General features: G+C 55.4%; 12 protein-coding genes and 6 tRNA genes. 9 read left to right on the forward strand and 9 right to left on the reverse strand.

Annotated features, from left to right (window positions below):
- Positions 1-108 precede the first annotated feature (108 nt).
- From modE to gpmA, 7 genes are all read left to right on the forward strand, one after another.
- A complete protein-coding gene (modE, locus tag H2Z33_RS01060; RefSeq protein WP_032653013.1) occupies positions 109-897 on the forward strand; it encodes a molybdenum-dependent transcriptional regulator in 789 nt (262 codons plus the stop codon).
- Between the two features lie 67 nt (positions 898-964).
- Positions 965-2,437 carry a molybdate ABC transporter ATP-binding protein ModF gene (gene modF / locus H2Z33_RS01065; protein WP_032653011.1) on the forward strand — a complete coding sequence of 491 codons (1,473 nt, stop codon included), beginning with the start codon at positions 965-967 and terminating at the stop codon, positions 2,435-2,437.
- A gap of 201 nt (positions 2,438-2,638) precedes the next feature.
- Positions 2,639-3,655 (forward strand): UDP-glucose 4-epimerase GalE, encoded by a 1,017-nt coding sequence (galE, locus tag H2Z33_RS01070; RefSeq protein WP_003858554.1) that lies wholly within the window; start codon positions 2,639-2,641, stop codon positions 3,653-3,655.
- A 9-nt stretch (positions 3,656-3,664) separates the two neighbouring features.
- On the forward strand, positions 3,665-4,711 hold the full coding sequence (gene galT, locus H2Z33_RS01075) for a galactose-1-phosphate uridylyltransferase (protein WP_017384954.1): 1,047 nt from the start codon (positions 3,665-3,667) through the stop codon (positions 4,709-4,711).
- Between the two features lie 2 nt (positions 4,712-4,713).
- Positions 4,714-5,862 carry a galactokinase gene (gene galK, locus H2Z33_RS01080; RefSeq protein ID WP_045328177.1) on the forward strand — a complete coding sequence of 383 codons (1,149 nt, stop codon included), beginning with the start codon at positions 4,714-4,716 and terminating at the stop codon, positions 5,860-5,862.
- Positions 5,856-6,899 (forward strand): galactose-1-epimerase, encoded by a 1,044-nt coding sequence (galM, locus tag H2Z33_RS01085; protein WP_047057806.1) that lies wholly within the window; start codon positions 5,856-5,858, stop codon positions 6,897-6,899. Before galK ends, galM begins: the two co-directional genes overlap by 7 nt.
- Positions 6,900-7,164: 265 nt before the next feature.
- On the forward strand, positions 7,165-7,917 hold the full coding sequence (gene gpmA, locus H2Z33_RS01090) for a 2,3-diphosphoglycerate-dependent phosphoglycerate mutase (protein ID WP_006809557.1): 753 nt from the start codon (positions 7,165-7,167) through the stop codon (positions 7,915-7,917).
- Between the two features lie 61 nt (positions 7,918-7,978).
- On the opposite strand, the gene aroG is transcribed toward gpmA, so the two are convergent.
- Positions 7,979-9,031: a 3-deoxy-7-phosphoheptulonate synthase AroG gene (gene aroG / locus H2Z33_RS01095; protein WP_003858564.1), complete on the reverse strand. Its 1,053-nt coding sequence runs from the start codon at positions 9,029-9,031 to the stop codon at positions 7,979-7,981.
- 304 nt (positions 9,032-9,335) lie between these two features.
- Between aroG and H2Z33_RS01100 the strand changes: the two genes are divergently transcribed.
- Both H2Z33_RS01100 and zitB read left to right on the forward strand, forming a co-directional pair.
- Complete coding sequence (locus H2Z33_RS01100; RefSeq protein ID WP_017384957.1) at positions 9,336-9,695, forward strand: protein YbgS; 360 nt, start codon at positions 9,336-9,338, stop codon at positions 9,693-9,695.
- Between the two features lie 99 nt (positions 9,696-9,794).
- Entirely contained in the window at positions 9,795-10,733 is a 939-nt protein-coding gene (zitB, locus tag H2Z33_RS01105; protein ID WP_015571102.1) for a CDF family zinc transporter ZitB, read from the forward strand.
- Here the strand turns inward: zitB and pnuC are convergent.
- The 8 genes from pnuC to H2Z33_RS01145 all read right to left on the reverse strand — a co-directional run bounded on the left by pnuC (position 10,730) and on the right by H2Z33_RS01145 (position 13,303).
- Entirely contained in the window at positions 10,730-11,449 is a 720-nt protein-coding gene (pnuC, locus tag H2Z33_RS01110) for a nicotinamide riboside transporter PnuC (RefSeq protein ID WP_023296141.1), read from the reverse strand. The genes zitB and pnuC overlap by 4 nt on opposite strands.
- 22 nt (positions 11,450-11,471) lie before the next feature.
- Positions 11,472-12,515 carry a quinolinate synthase NadA gene (nadA, locus tag H2Z33_RS01115; protein ID WP_032653006.1) on the reverse strand — a complete coding sequence of 348 codons (1,044 nt, stop codon included), beginning with the start codon at positions 12,513-12,515 and terminating at the stop codon, positions 11,472-11,474.
- A gap of 230 nt (positions 12,516-12,745) precedes the next feature.
- Positions 12,746-12,821 (reverse strand) — tRNA-Lys (locus H2Z33_RS01120).
- A gap of 31 nt (positions 12,822-12,852) precedes the next feature.
- Positions 12,853-12,928: transfer RNA gene (locus H2Z33_RS01125), tRNA-Lys, on the reverse strand.
- Positions 12,929-13,004: transfer RNA gene (locus H2Z33_RS01130), tRNA-Lys, on the reverse strand. It abuts the tRNA gene before it with no gap.
- 41 nt (positions 13,005-13,045) lie between these two features.
- A tRNA-Lys gene (locus H2Z33_RS01135) sits at positions 13,046-13,121 on the reverse strand.
- A 3-nt stretch (positions 13,122-13,124) separates the two neighbouring features.
- A tRNA-Val gene (locus H2Z33_RS01140) sits at positions 13,125-13,200 on the reverse strand.
- A 27-nt stretch (positions 13,201-13,227) separates the two neighbouring features.
- A tRNA-Lys gene (locus H2Z33_RS01145) sits at positions 13,228-13,303 on the reverse strand.
- Between the last annotated feature and the right edge of the window lie 43 nt (positions 13,304-13,346).

A 13,346-nucleotide genomic window follows, 5' to 3' on the forward strand; every position in this document is an offset into this window, starting at 1 on the left:
GAACGGCTTATTCTACCCTGAAAAGTAAGAAAAACATCCCCTTTTGTGCGGTGCGCTTTCCGCCCCCGGGCATTTGGGTCACAATAGCCTTTTTACCGGGACACTGTTATGCAGGCCGAAATTCTCCTCACCCTACGACTTCAGCAGAAGCTTTTCGCCGATCCGCGACGCATCGCCCTGTTAAAACAAATAGAACAAACTGGCTCGATTAGCCAGGGCGCCAAAAACGCCGGCATCAGCTATAAAAGCGCCTGGGATGCGATTAACGACATGAACACCCTGAGCGAACATACGCTGGTTGAGCGTGCCACCGGCGGGAAAGGCGGCGGCGGCGCCGTGTTGACGCGTTACGGGCAACGTCTGATCCAGCTCTACGATTTACTGGCGCAGATCCAGCAAAAAGCATTTGATGTGCTGAGCGATGACGACAACCTGCCGCTGGACAGCCTGCTGGGCGCCATCTCCCGTTTCTCTTTGCAGACCAGCGCCCGCAACCAGTGGTTTGGTACGGTGACGGGGCGCGATCATTCGCAGGTGCAGGAGCATATAGAGATCCTGCTTGCGGACGGTGCGACGCGCCTGAAAGCCGCCATCACCGCGCAAAGTGGTCAACGCCTTGGGCTGAACGAAGGACAGGAGGTGCTGGTATTACTCAAAGCGCCCTGGATCAGCATCGCACTCAACCCTGAGCAGGCCGCAGAGGCCGACAACCAGCTACGCGGGTGTATCAGCCACATCGAGCGCGGCGCAGAACAATGTGAAGTGCTGATGACCCTGCCGGATGGACAGTTGCTCTGCGCCACCGTTCCGGTGAACGACGCGACCGAATTAGACGAAGGTGCTGTGGTGACCGCATATTTCAATGCAGACAGGGTAATTATCGCCACATTGTGCTAAGCGCATTGACAACCCTGCTTACACTGAGTATCCCTGACATCTGTTGCTGCAAAAAATGGGATAACACATGTCATCATTGCATATTTCGCAAGGCACGTTTCGTCTTAGCGATACCCGTACCTTATCGCTGCCAGAGTTAACCCTTCGCGCCGGAGAAAGCTGGGCGTTTGTGGGCACGAATGGCAGCGGAAAATCCGCGCTGGCCCGCGCTCTGGCAGGCGAATTAACCCAACTGAAGGGTGAACGTCGGTGCACCTTTACCCGGCTGACGCGCCTTTCCTTCGAACAGCTGCAAAAGCTGGTCAGCGATGAGTGGCAGCGTAACAATACCGATTTGCTCAGCCCCGGCGAAGAAGATACCGGCCGCATGACGGCGGAAATTATCCAGGATGAGATAAAAGATCCTGCCCGCTGTCAGCAGCTGGCGGAGCAATTTGGCATTACCGCCCTGCTTAATCGCCGCTTTAAATACCTTTCAACCGGTGAAACGCGCAAAACGCTGCTGTGTCAGGCGCTGATGAGCGAGCCGGAACTCCTGATCCTGGATGAACCGTTTGACGGACTGGATGTGCAATCCCGCGCGCAGCTGGCAGCGTTGCTGGCGTCGCTTAACCAGCAGGGATACACGCTTGTGCTGGTTCTTAACCGCTTTGATGAAATCCCGGATTTCGTACAGTATGCGGGCGTGCTGGCGGACTGTAGCCTGACCGAAACCGGCGAGAAAGCCGTACTGCTTCGGCAGGCGCTGATTGCGCAGCTGGCGCACAGCGAGAAACTGGACGGTATTGCCCTGCCGGAGCCGGATGCGCCTTCAGCACGCCACGGGCTGGACCCTGACCAGCCGCGCATTGTGCTGCGCGATGGGGTGGTTGCTTACGACGATCGCCCTATTCTTAATCACCTCAGCTGGACGGTTAATCCTGGTGAGCACTGGCAGATCGTCGGCCCCAACGGAGCGGGTAAATCCACGCTGCTGAGCCTGATCACCGGGGATCACCCGCAGGGATACAGCAACGATCTCACCCTGTTCGGCCGTCGCCGCGGCAGCGGGGAAACCATCTGGGATATCAAAAAGCACATCGGCTATGTCAGCAGCAGCCTGCATCTGGACTACCGGGTGAGCACCACGGTGCGAAACGTGATCCTCTCTGGCTTCTTCGACTCCATTGGTATTTATCAGGCGGTATCCGACAAGCAGCACAAGCTGGCGCAGCAGTGGCTGGATATTCTGGGTATGGATAACCGGGTCGCCGATGCGCCATTCCACAGCCTGTCGTGGGGGCAGCAGCGGCTGGCATTGATCGTCCGCGCGCTGGTCAAGCATCCTACGCTGCTGATTCTTGACGAACCGTTGCAGGGGCTGGATCCGCTCAACCGTCAGCTGATCCGCCGCTTTGTGGATGTCCTGATTAGCGAAGGTGAAACCCAGCTGCTGTTTGTGTCCCACCATGCTGAAGATGCCCCGTCCTGCATCACCCATCGGCTGGAATTTGTCCCTGACCGCGAGCAATACCGCTACCTGCTGAGCAAAATCGATTAACGCGTGGAGGGCGCTGCCCTCCGCTTTTCAGACAACCTGCAACAATACATCTCTATCTCTTTGATCTACAATGCTCTCAGTCTGAGAAAAAGCGCGTGTGAAAACCAGTGTAAACGATACCACTATTTTATCCCATGTCACACTTTTCGCGTCTCTGATATGCTATGGTTAATTCATACCATAAGCCTAATGGAGCGAAATATGCGAGTTCTGGTAACAGGTGGTAGCGGTTACATAGGAAGTCATACCTGTGTGCAACTGCTGCAAAGCGGCCACGATGTCGTCATTCTTGATAACCTGTGCAACAGTAAGCGCAGCGTGCTGCCGGTCATTGAACGTCTTTCGGGCAAACAGCCGACTTTCGTGGAAGGCGACATCCGCAATGAAGCGTTGATGACTGAAATCCTTCACGATCACGCGATTGAAACCGTTATCCACTTCGCTGGCCTGAAAGCGGTTGGCGAATCGGTGGCAAAACCGCTTGAGTACTATGACAACAACGTCAACGGTACCCTGCGTCTGATCTCCGCCATGCGTGCGGCCAACGTTAAAAACTTTATCTTCAGCTCCTCCGCGACCGTCTACGGCGATCAGCCAAAAATTCCTTACGTTGAAAGCTTCCCGACCGGTACGCCGCAAAGCCCGTATGGCAAAAGCAAGCTGATGGTAGAGCAGATCCTGACCGACCTGCAAAAAGCCCAGCCTGAATGGAGCATCGCATTGCTGCGCTACTTCAACCCGGTTGGCGCGCATCCGTCAGGGGATATGGGCGAAGATCCGCAGGGCATTCCTAATAACCTGATGCCGTATATCGCGCAGGTTGCCGTAGGGCGCCGCGATTCCCTGGCGATTTTTGGTAACGATTATCCCACCGAAGATGGCACCGGCGTGCGCGATTACATTCACGTCATGGATCTGGCCGACGGCCACGTGGCGGCGATGCAGCAGCTGGCGGATAAACCGGGCGTGCATATTTACAACCTCGGCGCCGGGATCGGCAGCAGCGTGCTGGACGTGGTGAATGCCTTCAGTAAAGCCTGCGGCAAGCCGGTGAAGTATCACTTCGCTCCCCGCCGGGATGGCGACCTCCCGGCTTACTGGGCCGATGCCACCAAAGCGGATAAAGAGCTTAACTGGCGTGTCACCCGCACGCTTGATGAAATGGCACAGGATACCTGGCACTGGCAGTCGCGCCATCCGCAAGGCTATCCAGATTAAGGATTTGTCATGACGCAATTCAATCCCGTCGATCACCCGCATCGTCGTTTTAACCCGCTCAGCGGGCAATGGATATTAGTTTCACCGCATCGCGCCAAGCGCCCCTGGCAGGGGGCGCAAGAGACGCCGGCTAAACAGACGCTGCCGCAGCATGATCCGGACTGTTTCCTCTGCCCGGGCAATACGCGCGTGACGGGCGATAAAAACCCGGACTACCAAGGCACCTTCGTGTTTACTAACGACTTTGCCGCGCTGATGACCGATACGCCGGACGCGCCGGAAAGCCATGACCCGCTGATGCGCTGCGAAAGCGCCCGCGGCACCAGCCGCGTGATCTGCTTCTCGCCCGATCACAGCAAAACGCTGCCGGAGCTGAGCGTGGAGGCGCTGAAAGAGGTGGTCAGCACCTGGCAGGCGCAAACCGCAGAGCTGGGGCAGAGCTATCCCTGGGTGCAGGTGTTCGAAAACAAAGGCGCGGCGATGGGCTGCTCCAACCCGCATCCGCACGGTCAGATCTGGGCGAACAGCTTCCTGCCGAATGAAGCCGAGCGTGAGGACCGACTGCAAAAAGCGTATTTCGCCCAGAACGGTTCGCCGATGCTGGTGGATTACACCCAGCGTGAGCTGGCAGATGGCAGCCGTACCGTAGTGGAAACCGAGCACTGGCTTGCGGTGGTCCCTTACTGGGCGGCGTGGCCGTTTGAGACGCTGCTGCTGCCGAAAGCCCATGTTCAGCGCATTACCGAACTCAGCGACGCCCAGCGTGACGACCTGGCGCTGGCGCTGAAAAAACTGACCAGCCGCTACGACAACCTCTTCCAGTGCTCCTTCCCCTACTCCATGGGCTGGCACGGCGCGCCGTTTAACGGCGAAGAGAATCAACACTGGCAGTTACATGCACACTTCTACCCGCCGCTGCTGCGCTCTGCGACGGTACGTAAATTCATGGTGGGCTATGAAATGCTGGCGGAAACCCAGCGCGACCTGACGGCGGAACAGGCGGCAGAACGTCTGCGTGCCGTTAGCGACGTCCATTACCGCGAATCAGGAGTCTAAAAATGAGTCTGAAAGATAAAACACAATCCCTGTTTGCTGAAAAATTTGGCTACCCTGCCACCCATGTTATCCAGGCGCCAGGCCGCGTTAATCTGATCGGCGAGCACACCGACTATAACGACGGTTTTGTCCTGCCGTGTGCCATCGACTACCAGACGGTGATCAGCTGCGCGAAACGCGACGATCGTCAGGTGCGAGTGATCGCCGCGGATTACGGCAACGAAATTGACGAATTTTCCCTCGATGCGCCGATCGTGACCCACGACAGCCAGCAGTGGTCGAACTATGTTCGCGGCGTGGTGAAGCACCTGCAAAAGCGTAACAAGAATTTCGGCGGGGCCGATCTGGTGATCAGCGGCAACGTGCCGCAGGGGGCGGGATTAAGCTCTTCCGCATCGCTGGAAGTGGCGGTCGGCACCGTGTTCCAGCAGCTTTATCATCTGCCGCTGGACGGGGCCCAGATCGCCCTCAACGGTCAGGAAGCGGAAAACCAGTTCGTGGGCTGCAACTGCGGCATTATGGATCAGCTGATTTCCGCGCTGGGCAAGAAAGAACACGCTTTGCTGATTGACTGCCGCTCCCTCGGGACCAAAGCGGTTCCGCTGCCTAAAGGTGCGGCTGTGGTGATCATCAACAGCAACTTCAAACGCACCCTGGTGGGCAGCGAGTACAACACCCGTCGCGAACAGTGCGAAACCGGCGCGCGCTTCTTCCAGCAGCCAGCCCTGCGTGATGTCTCACTTGATGAATTTAACAAGGTTGCCCACGAACTGGACCCGGTTGTCACGAAGCGCGTGCGTCATATACTGACGGAAAATGCCCGTACCGTAGAAGCCGCCTCCGCGCTGGCGAAAGGTGACCTGAAGCGGATGGGCGAGCTGATGGCCGAATCGCATGCCTCCATGCGTGACGATTTCGAAATCACCGTGCCGCAAATCGACACCCTGGTTGAAATTGTGAAAGCCACGATTGGCGACAAAGGCGGCGTGCGTATGACCGGCGGCGGATTCGGCGGGTGCGTCGTCGCCCTGGTGCCGGAAGAGCTGGTCCCTGCCATTCAGGACGCGGTGGCTAAACAGTACGAAGCCAAAACGGGCATCAAAGAAACTTTCTATGTCTGCAAAGCATCACAAGGAGCCGGACAGTGCTAAACGAAACACCAACACTCGCACCGGATGGTCTGCCGTATCGCCTGTTAACCCTGCGCAACAGCGCCGGGATGGTGGTTACGCTGATGGACTGGGGCGCAACGTTACTTTCTGCCCGCGTACCGATGCCTGACGGCAGCGTGCGCGAAACCCTGCTTGGCTGCGCATCGCCGGAGCAGTATATCGAGCAGACCGCTTTTCTGGGCGCATCCATAGGCCGCTACGCTAACCGCATCGCCAGAAGCCGGTTTACGATGGACGGCGTAACGTATTCCCTGCTTGCCAGCCAGGGCGAAAATCAGCTGCACGGCGGCCCGGAAGGGTTTGATAAACGTCGCTGGAAGATTGTGCAGCAAAATGACGGTGAGGTCTGGTTCTCTCTGGACTCCCTCGATGGAGACCAGGGCTTCCCGGGCAATCTCACCGCAACCGCGCGCTTCACCCTGACCGAAGATAATCGCATCGCCATTGAGTACCGCGCGACCGTCGATAAGCCGTGCCCGGTCAATCTGACTAACCACGCCTATTTCAACCTTGACGGTAATCAGACCGATGTCCGCAGCCACAAACTCCAGATCCTGGCGGATGAGTATCTGCCGGTCGATGAGATGGGTATCCCTTATCAGGGGCTGAAACCGGTAAGCGGAAATAGCTTTGATTTCCGTCAGCCGAAAACCATTGCTCAGGATTTCCTGAGTGATGACGATCAGCGCAAGGTGAAAGGCTACGACCACGCGTTCCTGTTGCAGGCAAAAGGCGATCTTTCTCAACCTGCCGCACAGATCTGGTCTGCTGATGAGAAGTTACAGATGACGGTCTACACCACCGCCCCCGCCCTACAGTTCTACTCCGGTAACTATCTGGAGGGTACCACGGCGCGTGAACATGACGCCTACGGCGCCTGGCAAGGACTGGCGCTGGAGAGCGAGTTCCTTCCGGACACGCCTAACCATCCTGAATGGCCGCAGCCGGACTGCGTGCTACGTCCGGGTGAAGAGTACGTAAGCGTCACCGAGTATCATTTCATTCCGCGCGCTTAATGTCCGGCGGCGCACGGGCCTACGAATATAGGCCTGATAAGCGAAGCGCCATCCGGCAAAAAAGACTGGCCCTCATCGCGAGGGCTTTTTTATCTCCGCCTTGCTGAAAATAGCGGCGATCGCAGACAAAATCATAACCCTGGATTCACATGCATCTTACACTCTCGAACTATTTTCGCTATGGTTAGGGTTAAGCGTTGCTGCTGGCACAGTCACGGCAATATAATGAGAATTGTTATCATTCAAAATGCTTGAGGAGTAAGAAATGGCTAATACTAAGCTTGTCCTGGTGCGCCACGGCGAAAGCCAGTGGAACAACGAAAACCGCTTCACCGGTTGGTATGACGTTGATCTGTCCGAGAAAGGCGTGAGCGAAGCAAAAGCGGCAGGTAAACTGCTGAAAGAAGAAGGCTTCACCTTTGACTTTGCTTACACCTCTGTGCTGAAACGTGCCATCCATACCCTGTGGAACGTTCTGGACGAGCTGGATCAGGCCTGGCTGCCGGTTGAGAAATCCTGGAAACTGAACGAGCGTCACTACGGTGCGCTGCAAGGTCTGAACAAAGCGGAAACCGCAGAAAAATACGGTGACGAGCAGGTTAAGCAGTGGCGTCGTGGTTTTGCGGTCACGCCTCCAGAGCTGAGCAAAGATGACGAGCGCTACCCGGGCCACGATCCGCGTTACGCGAAGCTGACTGAGGCTGAACTGCCGCAGACCGAAAGCCTGGCGCTGACCATTGACCGCGTTGTGCCTTACTGGAACGAAACCATTCTGCCACGCCTGAAAAGCGGCGAGCGCGTCATTATCGCTGCTCACGGTAACTCCCTGCGTGCGCTGGTGAAATACCTGGACAACATGGGCGAAGATGAAATCCTCGAGCTGAATATCCCTACCGGCGTGCCGCTGGTGTACGAGTTCGACGAAAACTTCAAGCCAGTTAAACATTACTACCTGGGTAACGCCGACGAAATCGCTGCAAAAGCGGCGGCCGTGGCGAACCAGGGTAAAGCGAAGTAATATTCGCCGGACATAAAAAAAGCGTGGAGCAATCCACGCTTTTTTATTGCCCGGGACAAACTTAGCCGCGACGCGCTTTAACCGCATCCGCCAACTGACGCAGGATCGCATCGGTATCGTCCCAGCCAATGCAGGCATCCGTCACGCTCTTACCGTAGACCAGCGGCTCGCTGCCCTCCAGGTTCTGGTTGCCTTCCACCAGATGGCTCTCAATCATCACCCCAATCACTGCGCGTTCACCGCTGGCGATTTGCTGACACACATCTGCGCCGACTTCCATCTGCTTTTTAAACTGTTTGCTGGAGTTGGCATGGCTGAAATCGATCATCACCTGCGGTGCCAGACCCGCTTTCTCCAGCCCTGCTTTTACCTCCGCTACGTGTTTAGCACTGTAGTTAGGCTCTTTACCGCCGCGCAGTATGATATGGCAATCGCCATTACCGCTGGTATTCACGATAGCGGAGTGGCCCCACTTGGTCACCGACAGGAAGCAGTGCGGTGCGCCAGCCGCATTAATGGCGTCAATAGCGACTTTAATGGTGCCATCAGTGCCATTTTTGAACCCCACCGGGCATGACAGGCCAGACGCCAGCTCACGGTGAACCTGAGATTCCGTCGTACGCGCGCCAATAGCGCCCCAGCTCATCAGGTCAGCCAGATACTGCGGGGTGATCATATCGAGGAATTCTCCGGCAGCAGGCAGCCCGCTGTCGTTGATCTCCAGCAGCAGCTTACGCGCAATGCGCAGGCCGTCGTTGATCTGGAAACTGTTGTCCATATGCGGATCGTTGATCAACCCTTTCCAGCCCACGGTGGTACGCGGTTTTTCGAAATAAACGCGCATCACGATTTCCAGTTCGCCTTTCAGCTCTTCACGCAAGGCGAGCAGACGCGACGCATACTCTTTGGCCGCAGCAGGATCGTGAATGGAGCACGGCCCAATGACTACCAGAAGACGATCGTCGCTACCTTTCAGGATCTTGTGGATCGCCTTGCGGGCATGAGACACCGTGTTGGCGGCATTTTCGGTGGCGGGGAATTTTTCAAGGAGCGCTACGGGAGGTAATAACTCATTGATCTCTTTAATGCGTAAATCGTCGTTCTGATAATTCATCTTCTTTCCGGCTCTGCCATATCTTTAGTAATGAAAGCAATCCTTTCAATCTAACTTGTCGGCCACGAAGTGTAAACGGGCTTTTACACTTCGCGCAGATAATTCCTGGAATTCGCCTAAAATACACAACAAAATAGCGAAAAATGAGATCTCGCCTAAGCTTTTTACTTGTAACGACTGTTTTTAAATATTTATACGCGATTCCATCCTGACATAAATCAGGAAACTGGGATCTTTCGCCACTGAACAAGATGCACTGTTGGAGAATGTTATCCAGCGTAACGATAAGAACAGGAGCACCATGATGAAAATGACGAAACTGACTACGCTTTTCCTGACGGCAACCCTTACTCTGGCAAGCGGTAGCGTACTGGCTGCTGACGCAGGCTCATCCGGCAGCAATGGCGACGCTAATGCCGCTGCCGAAGCGGGCCAGGTTGCGCCGGATGCAAAACAGAATATTGCGCCAAACAATGTTGATAACAGTAATATCAACACGGGCAATACCAACACCGGCGGGACGAGCACAGGCACGATGAACCATGAGGGTATGACCACCGACGAGGTTCATAAAAACTCTGTGTGTAAAGACGGGAAATGCCCGGACCCGAATGACAAAGTAGGCAGCGATGCCAATACCAAAACGGACGGTACTACCCAGTAACCTTCCGTAAGGTAAAACAGGGAGAGCGAATGCTCTCCTTTTTTATTTAAGCTCTTAAAAACGCTAAACTAAAAATAATAATAAATCAGGAACGATACCATGGCGCACTCCCACTCCCACTCCCACTCCACTGGCGATGAAAATGCCAAACGGCTTCTGCTGGCTTTTGGCGTCACTGCCACCTTTATGATAATTGAGGTAACAGGCGGGCTGATATCCGGATCGCTGGCGCTGCTGGCCGATGCCGGGCATATGCTGACCGACGCTGCCGCGCTCCTGTTTGCTCTGCTGGCCGTGCAGTTTGCCCGTCGCCCTCCCAATACCCGCCACACCTTTGGCTGGCTCAGACTGACCACGCTTGCCGCCTTTGTGAATGCGATTGCACTGGTGGTGATTACTCTTCTTATCGTCTGGGAGGCTTTTCAGCGCTTTCGGCATCCACAACCGATAGCCGGGACGACAATGATGGTTATCGCCATTGCCGGGTTGGTCGCCAATATTCTGGCGTTCTGGATATTGCACCGCGGCAGCAGTGAAAAAAATCTGAACGTACGGGCCGCGGCGCTTCATGTGCTGGGCGATCTGCTGGGTTCCGTAGGGGCCATCGTAGCCGCGCTGATCATTATGGGCACGGGCTGGACTCCCATCGACCCGATTCTTTCCGTGCTGGTATCGTGCCTTGTATTACGCAGTGCCTGGCGGCTGTTGAAAGAGAGCGTCAATGAGCTGCTGGAAGGCGCTCCCACGTCGCTGGATATTGGCGAGCTAAAACGCAATCTGTGTCGTTCCATTCCTGAAGTCCGTAACGTTCACCACGTTCACGTCTGGCTGGTGGGTGAGAAACCGCTTATGACGCTGCACGTTCAGGTTATTCCGCCCCACGATCACGATGCGTTGCTTGAACGTATTCGGCACTTCCTTGAGCATCACTACGAAATTGCGCACGCCACCATCCAGATGGAGTATCAGCCATGTAACGGGCCAGACTGTCACCTGAACGAGGCGCAGTCCGGCCACTCACACGCCCATCACCATTAACGGGAAAGCGCGCGCGAGCCACGCTCACGCGCGCTGTTAATCCACATGCGACTGCCGTTCAGGGCAATGACCGTCAGCAGCATGTACTCCAGCGACATGGCATAAACACCCTGGCGGGCAAAAATCACCACGCTAATGACGTTGATGACCACCCACAGCAGCCAGTTCTCAACGTATTTACGGGTCATCAGGATCATTGCGGCAATCGACAACACCATCATGCAGGAATCCCAGAACGGGAAGGCATCCGGCTGAAGCTCAGGCATCGTCACATTTAATCCCAGACCCGACATGACCGAGACCGCCACGCGCGTCAGGAAGGCAAATACCGGATCAATAAAGACGGTCATAAAGCCGATAGCCACCACGCAGGCCGCGAACCAGGCGATGGCTTTTGGCAACGGCAGCCAGCGGATTTGCAGTTCCGCCTCCTGCTGACTGTTTTGCCGAGACCAGGCGTACCAGCCATAGATATTGGCTGCGAAGAAGAACAGCTGTAGAAGCAGGCTGGCGTAGAGCTGGATCTGGAAGAAGATGATCGCAAACAGCGTGACGTTTATCAGCCCGAACGCATAGTTGCTGATCTTCTCAAGGCTGGCCAGCCAGATACAGAGTAAACCGGCCAGCGTACCCACCGCTTCAATCCACGACAGGTCATAGCCGCCCGCACCAATCGGGATATGAACCAGGATGTTCTGTGTGCTAAAAAAATCCATTTTTTCTCCGGGGCGTAATAAGTTAAGTACGTAGTGTAGCCGCAAAATCCAGCATACGGTTAAGTGGAATTAACGCGCCTTCACGCAGAGCGGCATCCACATGGATCTCATGCGCTTCGCCACCGTTCTCCAGGCCCTCCGCAATCGCTTTGAGCCCATTCATCGCCATCCACGGGCAATGCGCGCAGCTTCGGCAGGTCGCCCCTTCTCCGGCGGTCGGCGCTTCGAGCAACGTTTTTTCCGGCACGGCCTGCTGCATCTTGTAGAAGATACCGCGATCGGTCGCCACAATGAGCTGCTTGTGTGACAGGGTTTTCGCAGCATGAATGAGCTGGCTGGTTGACCCGACGGCATCCGCCATGTCGACGATGGACTGCGGGGATTCCGGGTGCACCAGAATCGCGGCGTCCGGGTATAACCCTCTCATGCGCGTCAGGGCCTGGGTCTTAAACTCGTCGTGAACGATACAGGCGCCCTGCCAGCACAGCACATCCGCACCGGTTTGTTTTTGTACATAGTTTCCCAGGTGACGATCGGGCGCCCAGATGATTTTCTCCCCCAGGCTGTCCAGATGCTCAATCAGCTCAACGGCGATACTGGAGGTCACTACCCAGTCTGCCCGGGCTTTCACCGCCGCAGACGTGTTGGCATAGACCACCACGGTACGATCAGGGTGGGCATCACAGAAGGCGGTGAACTCATCAATCGGGCAACCGAGGTCAAGGGAGCATTCGGCATTCAGCGTCGGCATCAGTATGGTTTTTTCCGGGCTGAGAATTTTTGCCGTTTCGCCCATGAAGCGCACACCTGCAACCAGCAGCGTGGAGGCAGGATGTTTTGCACCGAAACGCGCCATTTCCAGGGAATCTGAGATACAGCCGCCCGTCTCTTCTGCCAGCTGCTGAATTTCCGGGTCGGTGTAGTAATGCGCTACCATCACCGCATCACGCTCTTTAAGCAGGCGCTTAATTTTTTCACGATAGAACTGTTTTTCATCCCGGCTTAGCGGAGCGGGCTTCGGCGGGAAGGGATAGATTGCGGTTTCGGGATCAAACATCACACTCATTATGGCTTCTCGTTTTACTGGCTTAACAATATTGCCTTTGTTTTGCATGAGATAACAAAAATGAGGCAATGGTGTTATGTATACTAAACAAGATAGCGAATTTGAGGGGGAATGTCATCGGGAATTGATGCCGGTAGCATCTGTCGGGTGGCGGCTTCGCCTTACCCGACCTACAAGGCACTGGCGAACGACAGATAGCAAAAAGGCGCCTTTAGGGCGCCTTTCAACACTGGTGGGTCGTGCAGGATTCGAACCTGCGACCAATTGATTAAAAGTCAACTGCTCTACCAACTGAGCTAACGACCCCTTGCGGGATGTACTTCAAATCTATTCAGGCTGGTGGGTCGTGCAGGATTCGAACCTGCGACCAATTGATTAAAAGTCAACTGCTCTACCAACTGAGCTAACGACCCTGGTGGGTCGTGCAGGATTCGAACCTGCGACCAATTGATTAAAAGTCAACTGCTCTACCAACTGAGCTAACGACCCGTTCGGGTGTTGCCTGAATTATCACTCGGAACCAATAAAATTGGTGGGTCGTGCAGGATTCGAACCTGCGACCAATTGATTAAAAGTCAACTGCTCTACCAACTGAGCTAACGACCCGAGTGGTGGGTGATGACGGGCTCGAACCGCCGACCCCCTCCGTGTAAAGGAGATGCTCTACCAACTGAGCTAATCACCCACTCTGTACTGCCAGAACTGCTTTAAGTGGTGGGTCGTGCAGGATTCGAACCTGCGACCAATTGATTAAAAGTCAACTGCTCTACCAACTGAGCTAACGACCCACTTTTGCGCTGCTTTCACGTTGTTTGATATCCCGTGGCAACG

Origin of the sequence: Enterobacter sp. YSU (assembly GCF_016082135.1) — a bacterium.
GTDB lineage: Bacteria > Pseudomonadota > Gammaproteobacteria > Enterobacterales > Enterobacteriaceae > Enterobacter > Enterobacter hormaechei_C.